Genomic DNA, 13,849 nt, shown 5'->3' on the forward strand with positions numbered 1-13,849 from the left:
GGGACGCCGGTTCGCCCTGGGTGAGTCAGCCGAGGTAGGACTGCAGCGGGCCGCGGCGCCGGATGTCGAGGGTCGCGCAGTGGAACGAGCCGCCGAACGGCGCGTAGTGCAGCAGGTCGCAGGGGACCGGTTCGAAGCCCCACTTCTCCAGGGCACGCAGCATGCCGGTGTGGTGCCGCTCGGCGATCACCCGCTTCTCGTCGAGCATGAGGACGTTCATACTGAGCCACTTGCCGCACATCGACGTGACCTTGAGCAGCCGGTCCTTGATCGGGTCGGGCTCGGGCGCGATCAGGACGTCCCAGGAGTCCAGGACGGAGGGCAGGGTGTCGACGTCGATGTACTCGGGGTTGACGAGCACCTTGCCCGGGCCGAGCAGGACGAAGGTGGTGTCGATGTGCATGGGCGTACGGCAGCGGCTGGGGATCTCGTGGATGCGGTACTCCGGTCCGAGGTGGCGGCGCAGCCAGTCGATGCCCATGCGGTTGGTGACGTTGCTGCGGGTGACGAACAGGTCCCGGCCGGCCCGGACGAAGTCCGCGGCGTCGAAGACGGGTTCGAATTCGGTGAGGATGTACCTCATCGGCTCGCCGGAGCCGGGCACGGTGAAGTCGGGGTCGAACAGGTCGTCCGTCAACTGCGGTCTGGGCGCCGCGGTCCAGCGCGCTCCACGGCGGAAGTAGTCCTTGAGGATCGGTCGGTAGGAGTGCGTCTCGAAGTACCGGCAGGGCCAGGCCATCGGCGTCTCGATGATCTCGTCGCCGATCACCAGCATGCTGTCGCGCGGGCAGGTGTTGCAAAAGCCGCGGGAGGTCCAGTCGGGGGTGCCGAAGCGGCGCCGGTGATCGACCGCGGCAGGGCGCCGGACCGTGACGTCGAAGGACTGGAGCAGCTCGACGAAGCCGTCGATCTCCTCCTGCGCTTTCTCCACGAGCAGCCGCGGATAGCGGAAGCCGGCCGCGAGACCCTGCAACCGGCCCGCCCACGGCGGGACGTTGCAGGTGACCACGTCGTGGTCGGAGGGGATCGTCGCGCCCTCCAGGCGACCGACGACGATCTCCTCCAGGGGATCCCACTCGGTGTGCGAGGAGACCGGCGACACAAGCCGCTGCGCGGCACCGCCGCCAGCTGTCGTCGTCGCTGCATGAAGCTTTTGACCGTATGTCATCGCTCAGCCGCCTTCGCCATCGGAATGCTGCTATGCCACATCGTTCATGGCGATGGCGCAACACGGTGCGGAGTGAAACGCGGACCCGCCACTCGACCGGTTGCGGGCCGGTTGCACGCCGGTCGGCGCCGGCCGTGCGGTGTCCGCTGTCCATGCGGTGGCACCGTCGGCCGGGGAACGCCGACGGAAGACAAGCCGAGTGCGGCCTGAGGGCGTGTCATGGCCCCGGATGCCGTCACGAGGATTTCTCGGAACAGGCCGGGGCCCGCTTTCGAGTGGGAGCAAGTTGCGACAGTGAAGCCGCCCCCCCGGCCCCCTGCCGCCGGCTGTTCTTGATTTTGCCGCGAGGTCAGCGGCGCGGACGATGCCGACGTGTTCACGCACGGCGGCGGCGAACCAGCGGGGGCCGGGGGCGGGGGAGCGGACGAATCCGGGTGCCACGACGCCATCGGCGCCATCGATGGCGCCGATGGCGCCGGGAATCACTGTGGACAGGGCGGTGTCCGCGTCGTCCGGTCGGGAGTGCAGGTGGTCCAGGGCCCTGGGACCGATCAGGGCGCCGGTGACTGCCGGGTGGGCGGTCACGAGGCCGAGCGCCTGCTGGATCATGGTGAGGCCGGACTCGGCGGCGGGCGCGGCCGGCTTCTCGACGGCGTCCGTCCTGGCGCGGTTCTCCGGAACGGGGACGTCGAAGCGATGAGGCGTGAACGGTCGGTTCGCAACCGCATTCCTGCCGCGCGATCTCTGCGACATCCGGTCCGGGTCGCGGACCGGGCAGCAGACCTGTGAACGGCTCGCGCGCTACTCGCTGCGGGCCGCCGCCGAGAACACGATCAGCGAGTTCATCGACTCTCCCGGCCACGGTCCTGGCGCGTCGCCGACCATCCCCGCAGGCTGAGCCGATCGTTCTCAAGGCGGTGACCACGGCCCTGCCTCGGGCCGATCCGGAGCTCGACCGTCGGGTCCAGCGCCGGCACGGCACCTCCGCGAGGACCGTTCCGTCAGCCCAGCGATCTCCCGGCGGGGCGCGCGACCAAGGTTCCCGAAGGCGTCACCCGCTCAGCCGATGAGCTCGCGGGCGGCCAGAGCGGTGCCTTCGATACGGGCGCTGATCTTGGCGAAGGCGGTGTCGCGGGAGGTGGAGGTGTCGTCGGCGAAGGGGGAGAAGCCGCAGTCGTCGCAGGTGCCCAGACGGTCGGGAGGCAGATGACGGGAGGCGGCCAGGACGCGGTCGCGCACCTCCTCGGGTGTTTCGACACGCGGGTCGATCGGGTCGGTGACGCCGATGAAGACCTGGGCCCGGTCGGGGAGATGTTCGGCAAGAACGGCAAGGACCCTGTCCGGTTCCGGCTCGCTGGCGAGCTGGATGTAGAAGGCCCCGGCCTTGAGATGGAGGAGGGCGGGCAGCAGAGCCGTGCAGTCGACGTCCAGGCTGTGGGTGGAGTCCTGATCGCCGCCGGGACAGGTGTGGATTCCGATCCTGGCCTGTTCGGTGGCGGAGAAGCGTTCCAGGACGCGGTTGTTGAGAGCGATGAACTCATCCAGCAGGTTCCCGCCCGGGTCGAGCTTCAGCGCGAGACGGGCCTCGGTGAAGTCGAGCTGGACGCGGTGGGCACCGGCGTCCAGGCATCGGCGGATGTCCGCTTCGGCCTCGGCGCTCAGGTCGTCGAGGAAGGCTTCGCGGGGGTATCCGTCGATGCCGTCGGCCGGGTAGAGCAGACTGAGCGCCGACGGCGCGATGACAGCCTGCTTCACCGGTGAGGCCGCGTGCCGGAGTGCGGCCCGCAGATAGCGGTCCGCGTACACGCCGTAGCGCAGTGGTCCGGCCGTGAGGCGGGGCAACTGCCGCTGGTGCCCGTCGGCGAACGGGATGACGACGCCGTCGGGTGCCAGCCGGTCCAGGCCGGCCAGGGGGTAGGTGGCGAAGCTGGGCTTGGCCTGTTCGCCGTCGGTGACGACCGGGGAGCCGATCTCCTCCAGGCGGCGGACGGTGTCGCGGACCGCGCGGTCCTGGACGGCGCGGAGTTCCTCGTCGCCGATCCGGCCCGCGGCATGGTCCGCCATGGCGGCGAGCAGCCCGGCGGGGCGCGGGATGCTGCCGATCGGTTCGGTGGGGATGCCCACCGCGGCCCGGCTCACGACGTGATCTCCAGCTGTGCCTCACCGCTGCTGCCCCGAAGCCCGGACAACAGACATGAGGTGGGCAGCTCGCCGGGGAGCGCGGCAACGGTCCGATGCGCCGTCAGCCCTTCGCCGCGGCCCTCGACCACCCGGCCCGACAGTCTGACCAGGAGGACGCCGGCGACACGAACGGTGGTGCTGTTGTCGTACGCGATCGACGACCGTTTCCCGTCACCGTAGCGGACGAGTTCCTCCAGGCGCGGACTGTTCACCGTGACGCAGGACGCCGACGGCGACTCGCCTTCCAGGTGGCCGGTGGCCGGCACAGTCCGGCCGGGAGCAACCGCGCACGTGTACCTGGCATCCGTCCGGACGCGGGTCTGGCGGGGCGACAAGGTCAGGGGCGGGTCGTACGTGCTGGTGCTGGAGCCTGTGCACAGAACGCTCTCCTGGCGCACGGGCTCATGAGCCCGGCCCACCGGGGCCCAGAGCACCGACGCGGCCACCAGGGTCAGAGAACTCGCCACGACTGCTGTGCAGTGTCTGCCGAACATGTGCCCTCCACGGAATGTGTCCTTCACAAAGGTTGTAACTACCCCCGGACCGCTTCTGCCGTCTCCGGCGTGTTGAGTCGCACCATCGGCGCGTCACGCGCAGTACGCGTGACGAAAGACCCCCACGCCCTCCGAACGGGTGCCTTGATCATCACGGCCGAGGGGCAAGGACACCCCACTCGGATCGAAGCGTTCGCACTCGAACGCCGTCAGGGAGGAACTCCGATGGATCAGGCAGCCGCGCAAAGGCTCGTCTTCGCCATGCTGGACGCGGACGGAGACGCAATCGTCTCCAGGGAGGAGTACTTGGCGCGCACCAGGAACGTGGCGCTGGCGATGGGCCTCGAGGACGACGACCGGCTCGTCGTCACCGCGCGCACCCTCGGCGAGCGCGCATGGGAGGCGATGGACGCCGACGGCGACGGAAAGATGACCTTCGACGAATACGCGGCATGGGCCGGGGCCGAGGCGTTCGACACCGTCTGCGCACCCGTCCTCGGCGCACTCTTCGACCTCGCCGACACCGACCACGACGGCGCCCTCGATCTCCACGGGTTCACAGCGCTGCGCACGGCACTGAACAACCCGGCCGCCAACGCCGAAGCAGCGTTCACGGCCCTGGACACCGACGGCGACGGCAGCGTCAGCCGCGACGACTACATCGCGTCCATCCGCGCTCACGTCACAGGCGAGAACTCTCCCATGGGCAGGGCGCTGTACAGCAGGCCACTCTCCGACATCCCAGCGCGGTGATCAACGCGCACGTACACCGGCGACGCGGCCCGCCCGGGCTCCGCTCCACCGTTCACTCCGGTACCGCCGACCGCGCCGCGACATCCCGGGTCCCATGGACAGAGCCAGGACGGTCAGCCGTAGACGACCGACCAGGGACGGGGGGTGTCGTCCGGTGGGAGGGCCGTGCCCCCGCGCCGCGGGGGCGCGGTGTGGTGGCGGGCCAGGACGTCGGCGGCGAGTTCGGCGAAGCGGCGGGCAGCAGGGTGGGCTCCGCGGCCGGTGAGCCAGGCGCCGCTGATGTGCAGGGTGAGGGGGCGGCCCGCGAGGGGGCACCAGGCGACGCGCGGTTCCCTGCGGGCCGCCGGTCCCTGGTCGAAGGCGATCCCGTGCCCCGCTGTCACCAGGGCGAGCAGGAACTCGGGATTGGAGGCATGCCGGAGGCGGCCGGGGACGAAACCTTCGGCGCGGCACACGTCGAGGATGTGGTCGTGCCGGTCGGGCGCGTGTGCGCGGGGGAAGAGCACCAGATCGTGGCCGGAGAGGTCACGGAGCGCCACTTCGGGCAGTCGGGCCAGTGGTGAGGTGCGTGGCAGGACGACACCCAGGTCCAGTGAGACGCCGGGGCCGAGCTGGAGTTCGGTGGAGTCGACGGGGTGGTGCACGAGTCCGACGTCCAGGCCACCGGAGGCGAGCAGACGCAACTGCTCCACGGTGGTGACCTCCTGCAGGTCGACCGGGAGTTCCGGAGCGTGTTCCGCGCAGGCGGTGAGCAGCGCGGACAGTACGGCGGCCGTGGTGTCGGGCGGTACGCCCGCACGCAGCGTGCCCAGACCGCCGTCGGCGGCGCGGCGGGCCAGGGTGCGCAGCCGCTTCTCCCGGGCGAGGAGTTCGTGCGCCTCCTCCAGCAGCGCCGCCCCGGCGGCGCTGAGCCGGACACCGCGCTGCGAGCGGTCGAACAACTGGGCTCCGAGCTCCTTCTCCAGCCGTCGGATCGCCTGGCTGAGCGGCGGCTGGGCCATGCCCAGCCGCTCGGCGGCCCGGCTGAAGTGCAGCTCGTCGGCTACGGTGACGAAAAGACGCAGGTGGCGCAAGAGATCCACGATCAAGGATTCTATGCGGAAGCCGCCGCGAGGGGATGGGGCGGCCGACCGCAGGCCGACCGGCCGTTGACGGGGAACACCGATGTCCAGGGAAGAGCAGTGATGAGCACGCGGACAGCGACCGAAAACCGGATCCGGCAGGTCTTCGCCGAAGCGGGCGCGCGAGGGCAGTTGCACGCTGCCCCCGTCGGAGCGTGCACACCGGTCGCCGGGGAGTCCGGCGGCGAGCGGGACGTCAGCGAAGTCGCCGTGGGCGCCGACGACGCCGTCGTCATCGCTTCGATCTTCAAAATACTGCTGGTGCTCGAATTCGCCCGGCAGGCGGTGGCCGGCCAGCTCGATCCGACGGAGCGGGTGCGGGTGGGCCCGGCCGACCGCCTCGGCGGCTGGGGCACCGCCGGCTGTCTGGACGACGTCGAGCTGTCGTTGCGCGACCTGGCGTACTTCGCGATGTCGGTCAGCGACAACTCGGCGGCCGATCTGCTGCTGGACCGAGTGGGCCTGGACACCGTGAGACTGCTCGCGAAGGAACTCGGGCTGGAGCGGACACGCATCGTGGGAGGCCCGCGAGACCTGCTGAACGCGATGCTCGCGGAGGTCGGGGCGCGTGACGAAAGGGAGTTCGCCGTCCGGTACCCGGCCCTGCCGGACGAAAGGAAGAGACGGCTGGCGGTGCTGGACCCCCGCCACACCACGGCCAGTACGCCCCGCGAGATCACCCGGCTGCTCGGGCTCGTCTGGAGCGATGCCGCCGGGCCGCCGGAAGCCTGTGCGCTCGTGCGTGACCTGATGGGCAAGCAGGTCTTCCGCCACCGGCTGGTGTCGGGCTTCCCGGACGACGTCGCGATCGCGGCCAAGACCGGGACGCTGCCGGGGTTGCACATGGAGGCGGGTGTCGCCCGCTACCCGGACGGCCGGTGCTACGCGCTCGCGGTGTTCGCGCGTACGCACGACCTGACCGCCTCCCGGGCCACGGTGGACGCGGCGATCGGCCGGGCCGCCGGAATCGCGGCCGCCTTCCTCCGCGACGGCAGCCCCTGACCGGGGAACATACGCGTTCGCATATCACCAGGGGCGAACTTCGGTCTTGGACACGGAACTTCGCCTCCTGATCTGCTGACGTCATGACCCAGGACATACATGCCTCGGACGGACCGGACAGCTCCTCCGGCCGCGGGCCCGATCGCCGTACGGTGCTGTGGGGCGCCGCACTCGGTGCGGCGTCCCCGCTGATCCCGGCCACGGCAGCTACGGCGGCCACGGCAGCTACGGCGGCCACGGCGAGCACGGAGAGTACGGCGGCCACGGCGTCCGCGACCGCCGGCCGCGGACGGGGCGGTGACCGGTCGGCCCGCTCCGTGTCGTTCCGCTGGCTCGGCACCGCGGGCTGGCGCATCGGCGTGGGCGGCCGCACCGTGCTCTTCGATCCCTACCTCACCCGTTTCCGTACCGGCCTGTTCGACGGAGACTTCGACCCGCGGACCGAGTTGAGAACGGACCCCGCGGTGGTCGACGCGCACATCGGCCGTCCCGATCTGGTGCTGGTGAGCCATTCCCACTGGGACCACCTCGGCGACGTGCCGTACATCGCCAAGACCACCGGCGCCCGCGTCGTCGGCACCGAGACCACGTACCACCTGCTCACCGCCCTCGGCGTCGACCCCGCACAGATCTCCGTGGTGAAGGGCGGCGAGGTGCTGGACATCGGCACGGTCACCGTCGAGGTCGTACCCAGCCTGCACAGCCGTAACAAGAACTGCGCATACTTCGCCCCGGGCACGCTCGGCGCCCCGCCCGCGACGGTCCCCACCACCATCGGGGACCTGCCCGAGGGCGACACCCTGGCCTTCCGTGTCACGGCCGGACAGAACGGCCCGTCGGCATTCCTCATGGGGGCCAGCGACTTCACCGAGCGGGCGGTGCGGGGCCTGCGCCCCGACCTCGCGATGGTCGCCGTGCCCTCCAGCTCCAGCACCACCCACCGCTATGTGTCCCGGTTGCTGAGCGCCCTGGACAACCCCGGTGTCGTCGTCCCCGTCCATTGGGACCACTTCGAGCGGCCGCTGGGCGACCCCCCGGTCCGCGACCCGGCGATGGATCTCGACGCCTTCCTCGCCCAGGTCGAGAAGGTGTCTCCGGCCACCCGGATCGTCGTTCCGGACTACCGCACCGCGTACGACGGCGACATGCGGGCCGTGAGCCGGTAGACGGAGCCGACCCGGCCGCATGGAAGCCGCCGACCCGGCCAGGGGCTCTCGCACGTCCCGGAAGCCGGTCGGCGGCGGTGCCGTCCGATCGGTACCGGACCACCCCGCCAAGGACATGAACACCGTGCGCGCCACGGTCCCGGAGAGCGCGCAGCAGCACGCCCCGGGACCGCAGGCGGGCGCTCCACCCGGTATCGGACGTCCCCCGGGCTTCCTGACCTTCGCTCCCGTACGGCACGACGCTTCCGACTGTGCTTGACACTCGCGACGTCGACCGCGTCGACACCGCTGGGCGCTCTCGCCTGCGCAGCGGGTGTTCCCACCGGCGACACGCACGCCGTCGGCGGGACGAACGCCTCCACCGTCGACACCCGGACGCAGGGCGACAGCACCACCACGCCCTCGTCACTGCCGCCCACGCTTTCCTCACCCTGCGGCGTCACACCTCAAAGAGCCCCCGCACCTGGTCCGTGACTCCCGCTCCACAGGCCGGCGGCGACGCTTCGCATGACCGATTCCAGATCGCGCTCACCCGCGGGGGTCTGCGCACCGTGCTTCAGAGCCCCTGTCATGAGTTGTGCCGGCAGAGCGCCGCTCACCAGCTCGGCCCATGCGTCGTTCTCCGCTCGCAGACCGTCGGTCAGGTCCGCCGGAGGGACCAACTGCTTGGCGGCGGCGATGAGCTCCGGGGAAAGCGAGGCGATCTTCTCCGCCACGCCGTCGACGAATGCGTCCAGTTCGGCTGCGGGTACCGCACGGTTGATCCACCCGTAGGCGGCTGCGGTGTCTGCATCCACCAGATCACCGGTGAGCAGCAGTTCCAGCGCCCGGTTGCGTCCGGCCCGCTCGCGCAGGTACTGGGTGCCTCCGCCACCCGGCACGATGCCCATCAGCACCTCGCTCTGCCCGATACCCGCGGTCTCCCGCGCGGCGAAGGTCATGTCGGCCGCCGCAACGAACTCGGCGCCGCCGGCTCGCGCCGTGCCCGCCAGTTTGACGATCGTCACCTGCGGCTGGTGGCGCAGCAGTTCACCGACTCCCTGGAAGAGGTTGGCGTTCGGGTTGCGGTCCGCGATTTCCTGCAGCTCGTCCATCTCGTCGAGGATGTGGATGTCGACGTGGGCGATGAAGAGCTCTGGGTTGGCGCTGGAGAACAGGATGACGCGGACCGAGCGGTCGTCCCGCAGCGTTGCGAGAGCGTCGTGCAGCTCGCGGATCAGGGTGCCGCTGAGCACGTTGACAGGGGGGTTGTCCAGAGTGATCCGCGCGACTCCGGCATCGATGGCGATGCGAAGCGTCGCGTACTGGTTCAGGTTCATGGGCGTTCCAAGGTTTGCGATGAGCCGGTAGGTTTGCAACGCATACCTACCCTGGGCTCTGCGCCGGGGACGGTCAATAACGCACTTCCCAACAACCAAGGATCACGATGGATACCAGCTCCACGCCCCTGCCGCCCCGTGGCATGCCGCGGTTCAGTGCCGAGTGCCCGAGCCGGCCCATCCTCGATCAGATCGCCGACAAGTGGTCGATGATGGTCATGGCGGTCCTGGAGCGACCGACGCGGTTCAACGAGATCAAGCGACAGTTGGAGGGCGTCACACAACGAGTACTGACCCAGACGCTGCGCAGACTCGAACGCAACGGCATGATCCGGCGCCGGGTGCTCGAGACCTCACCGCTCGGCGTGGAGTACTCCCTCACACCCCTCGGCGAGTCTTTCCGTGAACCCTTCACCCGTCTGTACGACTGGACGGTCGAGCACAGCGACGAGGTCCTGACGGCACAGCACGAATACGACGCGCGGTCGTCGGAACAGTAGGACGATGTCCTGCCTGGTGAGGCGAACATATCGTTTGCAGCAGCACAGGGTGGCAGTGGGTCTGAGAAGACCCAGGTGATTGCGGGGGTTGCGCTCGTATCGAAGGCTGAGCCCGCCATCCCGTACTGTCGCGGCGAACCCGCATACCGCCCCGCAGGGCGTCCGCAGCCACGGCATGCAGCAGCGCCGACGGCCGGGTCACCGCCGCCCCGCCGGGGGTGCACCTGTTCCAGGTCCGGCGCGGCAGCGACATCACCGGGCACGGATACGTGACGCCGACGCCGGCCGACACCACCTCCGTGGTCAACCCGCAGGGGTGGCTGCGCGGGCTGCGCGAGACCACCGGCACCCCCGGGACCGTGGACGTGACGGGCACGTTCCTCGACACACCCAGCGGCTGTCCGTGCGGGTGGTGGACTACGCCAAGCGCCGCCGCGACCTGAAGCCGGTCCAGACGCCCGACGTGACGCACGCGGTCGAGCAGCACGACAGCGTCTTCCTCGCGGAAGGGCTCCGCATGGCCGACGAAGGGATCTTCGACAAGATCGCCACCCGCGTCATGGATCAGGTGTTCGACCAGCCCCGGCGTCAGCCGTCCCCGATGCCGGAGGGCAGCTTCGACATCTTCAAGGCATTCGGCGCCTCGCAGGAGCGCTGCGCCACCGTCGCCCACCGGGTCGCCGCCGAGATCCTCGCCCAGCGCCGCCGTCTGTTCCCGCCCACGGTCTCACTGGCCCCCGCCGCCCCGCCGGCCCCCATCGGCTACCTGGCCCTGACCTCGGACTTCGGTCCACATCCGGACTTCGGCCCACGCGGTGAACCGGCGGAACGCCGTCACACCCGGCAGACCACATCCCGGCGGGACCACCCGCGCAACATGTTCGCCCAGGCCCGCCAGGGGAACCCGGAGCCGCAGATGGAAGGAGCCCGAGATGGCGGACGACGACTTCTACTCCCAGGACCGCCCGGATCACGCAACGCTCCCGGAGGACCGCCCCCGGGGCGGAGGCCCCGAGGACGCGGCGCGTCAAAGCGGGGGCCGGCGAGGAAAGGCCCTGTGGATCATCCTCGCACTTGCTGTGCTGGTGATCCTCCTGGCGCTGTTCATGCCCTGAGCCGCGGGCCGTTTCCAGGAATGCACCGCTCAAGTCATAACGCGAGGCACAACGGCATGCTCCCGTGCATACGGCAGGGCCACAGCCCGTCCATGTCGGCGTTCCGGAGCGAAGCAAGAGCTGGCGTGGGCCGGGAGCGAATTCAGGTCGGGAACGTGACGCCCCCGCTCCAGGCGCTGTTTCTCAGGTCCTGTGCGAGCCGGGTAACAGGCGCTGCAGGGGTGACGGTGCCGAGTGGAGGTGCAAGGCACCGGCCCCGCCGTTTCCGGCCCGGGACGGATGCGGGCGGTGCGGCGAGGACGCGGTGCCGGGGCTGATCGATCTGCGCGGCGGCCTCCACCATGTCGGCGACGGTCCCCGACATGATCGTCCGTATGTGCCCGGTGATGTGCTGCATGGGCCGGTCCCGCCACGCCACGGCGAGGAGCCGGGCGATGTCCACGGCGTCGTGGCGGGCGCGGATGAGCCGGGCCGGGTTGCCGCCGACGAGCCGTGGTCGGGGACGTCGCCGGTGACCACGGCTCCGGCGACGATCGCACCGTGGCCGATGTGCAGACGCAACTGTGGACCGGCCGGTACGCCCAGTGCGGGATCCTCGTCGAGCGCGCCGTCGAGCGCGGCGAACTCCCCGCGCAGCACACGGACGCGCGGAGCCTGCTGATCGCTGCTACGGCGCCGCTCCACCACCAGCTGGTGCTCCTGCGTGCCGACCCCGACCCGCACCTCCCGGAACGGGCCGCGTAGGCGGCAGCCCCGGCGGCTGCCGCGGGCGCCCTCTCCGTCCGCCGGGAAGGGAGCGCGTGATCGAGGAGGCAGGGAGCGAACGCAAGAGCAGTCGAGGGGGCGGCAAGACCCGGATCACGGTCCGGTGGTCCTGACTCGGACGCCGGGGAACAAGTAACCCGCCGACAGCTTCCGGGAGCTCGGCCTCTGCGACGGGCGGCCGGGTCCCGCTTCCTGGAACGATCAGTTGCCCGACATCGGAATTCGTCGACGGACGAGATCCGCTGGGAAGACGCATCACCAGTCAACCTCAGTTTTCCTGGGTGCAAATCGAAGTGACGCCGACCTACCGTCATTCCCCAAAACACCTCGGCAAAACACCTCGGCCTCCGTGTGTGCCAGGCTCACGCCGGCGACACGCCGGCCGCTTCAGAACCATCGGGGAGGCATCCATGACGCGTACGTCGATCCGGAACAAGGTCGCGGCGGTAGCGGCGACGGCGCTGCTGACGCTCGGTACGGGGGTCCTGTCGGCGTCGCCGGCTTCGGCGGCCACCAGGGGTTGTCCGTCCGGTGCCGCGTGCATCTACGGGGGACCCGACTACAGCGGTGGCGTGACCAACCAGTACTGGTCCCGCGGGGTCCACAAGCTTTACAACCAGTACGGCGTCCACACGGTGTTCAACAACCAGACGGACGGCTGGAAGTTCATCCTGTGCCGGGGCTCGAACGGCGACAACTGCGACTGGACCTTCTACGAGGGTGCAGCGTGGGACGTCGACCTCACGCCGTACAACTCGGTCATCGTCACTCCGTAACATGTCGCGGGTGTCCCCGGAGGGGGAGAAACCTCCCGGGACACCCGCTCGTTCACGCCCCGACGGCCCACCGCACGCGCCGGCGCGTACGCGCCCCCTCGCGCTACCACCCATCGGGCGTGCGTCCGCGAAGCGGCCTTTCGGCCCCCGCGGCGCTGCTAGCTTGGCGCCACGCCGCGTGCGGCAATCGGGGGAGGCTTCATGGCCGAAGGCACGCAGGACAACAGCACGTACGGAAGGTCCGACGATCCGGCCGTGGACGCGGCTGAGCATCTCGCTGCGGCGATCGGGACACCGGCCTGGGCCGAGGCACGGGAGCGAGTGATCGCCCTTCTGCCGGACGACGATCCACACGTGAGCGAGCGGATCGAGGCTTGGGCGGCCGAAGCGGCGCGTCACGAGGCCGATGACCTGAGCCGTTTCCTGACGCGCTCACTGCCGCAGTGGCAGCAGCAGATCTCGGCGGCTCTCGCGGACGACCCGGAGCGGACGCAGGAGGCCCGCCGACTCGCCGATTCCGTGCAGTCGCTCCTGCCACCGCCCGACGGCACGACGACCCAGACAGCCACGGCGACGGGCCACGGCACAGTCAACTCCGTCCAGAACGGCAACATCTATCACCAGGTCGTACTCGGCCTCGCTCCAAGACCTCGCAACGCAACTCCCGGCAGGACGGCCGCCATCGCACTGGGTGCGGGCGCCGTATCGGCCGCAGGTGGCCTCGCCGCCGCAGACCGTCTCACCGACGAAGCCGTGAAGCAGGCCGGCGCCGGGCACCTGCCCGGGGCGCCGCTCGCCGACCCGGCCCAGGCATCCGCCACCACCGCACAGACCGTCGGTTCCCCCTCGGCTGCGGGAGCGTCGACGCCGGGCGCCCCGGCAGCGGGCAAGAGCGGCGCGACTGTCCTGTCAAAGGCCGCCGCCGTCACCAGAACCGTGACCATCGGCAGCATGAGTGCCGCCGGTGTCAGCGTGCCCGTCGTGGCAGCCGTGGTCACGGTCGTGGTGGTCGTGGTCACGACAGTGGCCGTCGTCGTGCCACTCGTCGTGAGCGGCGGCTCCTGCGACGCGGCCGCAGGGGACCGTTCGGTGCCCGCGGTCCTGGCGGAGGCCGCCCGGCGCGTGGAACTGACAAGCTTCCGTTACGACGTCACCCGTGGTCGGCACCATGTCGTCGGAGCGGCGGACCCGCAGGCACGGACGGCATGGTTCCGACAAGGCGTCAGAGGCAGCACCGACACGAGCGGTACGGTCGACCAGGGCAAGGTCGTGCTGCCTTCCGGCGCGGCCACACCGTCCGGAGCAGATCCCCGGTGGGTGCGAGCCGACGGCGCCTTCATCGACGCCGTCGACCCCGCTGCCCCGGCCCGCGAACTGCGGTCGGTGATCCGGGCCCGACGTGACGGCTGCGCCTTCACCGGCACCCTGGCCCCCGCCGCCGCGCCCAGGGCGTCCGTCGAACCGGCCGTGGCCCGGTCCGGCGTCGCCC

At 70.5% G+C, this 13,849-nt stretch carries 13 protein-coding genes and 5 pseudogenes; 10 read left to right on the forward strand and 8 right to left on the reverse strand.

Going from position 1 to position 13,849, the window contains the following annotated elements:
- Positions 1-25 precede the first annotated feature (25 nt).
- The gene (locus HO151_RS01655) at positions 26-1,168 is read right to left on the reverse strand and encodes an amidinotransferase (RefSeq protein ID WP_173894354.1); all 1,143 of its coding nucleotides are present in this window, start codon (positions 1,166-1,168) and stop codon (positions 26-28) included.
- A 489-nt stretch (positions 1,169-1,657) separates the two neighbouring features.
- A pseudogene (locus HO151_RS07180) lies at positions 1,658-1,876 on the reverse strand (aldo/keto reductase); the annotation flags it as partial.
- Here HO151_RS07180 and HO151_RS01660 point away from each other — a divergent pair.
- Positions 1,872-2,066: a hypothetical protein gene (locus HO151_RS01660; RefSeq protein ID WP_173894355.1), complete on the forward strand. Its 195-nt coding sequence runs from the start codon at positions 1,872-1,874 to the stop codon at positions 2,064-2,066. The pseudogene HO151_RS07180 and the gene HO151_RS01660 overlap by 5 nt on opposite strands.
- Before the next feature lie 161 nt (positions 2,067-2,227).
- Here the strand turns inward: HO151_RS01660 and HO151_RS01665 are convergent, their stop codons facing one another.
- Together HO151_RS01665 and HO151_RS06955 are read right to left on the reverse strand one after the other, a co-directional pair.
- The gene (locus tag HO151_RS01665) at positions 2,228-3,292 is read right to left on the reverse strand and encodes a cobalamin-independent methionine synthase II family protein (protein ID WP_173894365.1); all 1,065 of its coding nucleotides are present in this window, start codon (positions 3,290-3,292) and stop codon (positions 2,228-2,230) included.
- An 11-nt stretch (positions 3,293-3,303) separates the two neighbouring features.
- On the reverse strand, positions 3,304-3,561 hold the full coding sequence (locus tag HO151_RS06955) for a hypothetical protein (RefSeq protein ID WP_217422767.1): 258 nt from the start codon (positions 3,559-3,561) through the stop codon (positions 3,304-3,306).
- Between the two features lie 507 nt (positions 3,562-4,068).
- On the opposite strand from HO151_RS06955, the gene HO151_RS01675 reads away from it, so the two are divergent.
- Positions 4,069-4,596: an EF-hand domain-containing protein gene (locus HO151_RS01675; RefSeq protein WP_173894357.1), complete on the forward strand. Its 528-nt coding sequence runs from the start codon at positions 4,069-4,071 to the stop codon at positions 4,594-4,596.
- Between the two features lie 113 nt (positions 4,597-4,709).
- Here HO151_RS01675 and HO151_RS01680 read toward each other — a convergent pair whose 3' ends face one another.
- Entirely contained in the window at positions 4,710-5,678 is a 969-nt protein-coding gene (locus HO151_RS01680; RefSeq protein WP_173894358.1) for a LysR family transcriptional regulator, read from the reverse strand.
- A 102-nt stretch (positions 5,679-5,780) separates the two neighbouring features.
- Between HO151_RS01680 and HO151_RS01685 the strand changes: the two genes are divergently transcribed.
- Both HO151_RS01685 and HO151_RS01690 read left to right on the forward strand, forming a co-directional pair.
- A complete protein-coding gene (locus tag HO151_RS01685; protein ID WP_173894359.1) occupies positions 5,781-6,719 on the forward strand; it encodes a serine hydrolase in 939 nt (312 codons plus the stop codon).
- An 83-nt stretch (positions 6,720-6,802) separates the two neighbouring features.
- Entirely contained in the window at positions 6,803-7,885 is a 1,083-nt protein-coding gene (locus tag HO151_RS01690) for an MBL fold metallo-hydrolase (protein ID WP_173894360.1), read from the forward strand.
- 446 nt (positions 7,886-8,331) lie between these two features.
- On the opposite strand, the gene HO151_RS01695 is transcribed toward HO151_RS01690, so the two are convergent.
- Positions 8,332-9,204, reverse strand: coding sequence for an enoyl-CoA hydratase/isomerase family protein (locus tag HO151_RS01695; protein ID WP_173894366.1), 873 nt, complete (start codon positions 9,202-9,204; stop codon positions 8,332-8,334).
- Between the two features lie 107 nt (positions 9,205-9,311).
- Here HO151_RS01695 and HO151_RS01700 point away from each other — a divergent pair, with 107 nt between their 5' ends.
- A complete protein-coding gene (locus HO151_RS01700; protein ID WP_254594631.1) occupies positions 9,312-9,704 on the forward strand; it encodes a helix-turn-helix domain-containing protein in 393 nt (130 codons plus the stop codon).
- A 15-nt stretch (positions 9,705-9,719) separates the two neighbouring features.
- Here HO151_RS01700 and HO151_RS07185 read toward each other — a convergent pair.
- Positions 9,720-9,815 (reverse strand): annotated as a pseudogene (locus tag HO151_RS07185) (IS5/IS1182 family transposase); the annotation flags it as partial.
- Between the two features lie 107 nt (positions 9,816-9,922).
- Between HO151_RS07185 and HO151_RS01705 the strand changes: the two are divergent.
- Positions 9,923-10,147, forward strand: a complete 225-nt coding sequence (locus tag HO151_RS01705; protein WP_173894361.1) for a hypothetical protein — start codon at positions 9,923-9,925, stop codon at positions 10,145-10,147.
- 489 nt (positions 10,148-10,636) lie between these two features.
- Positions 10,637-10,819: a hypothetical protein gene (locus HO151_RS01710; RefSeq protein ID WP_173894362.1), complete on the forward strand. Its 183-nt coding sequence runs from the start codon at positions 10,637-10,639 to the stop codon at positions 10,817-10,819.
- A 313-nt stretch (positions 10,820-11,132) separates the two neighbouring features.
- Here HO151_RS01710 and HO151_RS01715 read toward each other — a convergent pair.
- A pseudogene (locus tag HO151_RS01715) lies at positions 11,133-11,374 on the reverse strand (antibiotic acetyltransferase); the annotation flags it as partial.
- Between HO151_RS01715 and HO151_RS01720 the strand changes: the two are divergent.
- From HO151_RS01720 to HO151_RS01730, 3 genes and pseudogenes are all read left to right on the forward strand, one after another.
- Positions 11,372-11,563, forward strand: a pseudogene (locus HO151_RS01720) (TetR-like C-terminal domain-containing protein); the annotation flags it as partial. The pseudogenes HO151_RS01715 and HO151_RS01720 overlap by 3 nt on opposite strands.
- 431 nt (positions 11,564-11,994) lie before the next feature.
- Positions 11,995-12,360: a hypothetical protein gene (locus tag HO151_RS01725; protein ID WP_173894363.1), complete on the forward strand. Its 366-nt coding sequence runs from the start codon at positions 11,995-11,997 to the stop codon at positions 12,358-12,360.
- A gap of 201 nt (positions 12,361-12,561) precedes the next feature.
- A pseudogene (locus HO151_RS01730) lies at positions 12,562-13,849 on the forward strand (hypothetical protein); the annotation flags it as partial.

The organism is Streptomyces sp. 8P21H-1 (assembly GCF_013302945.1).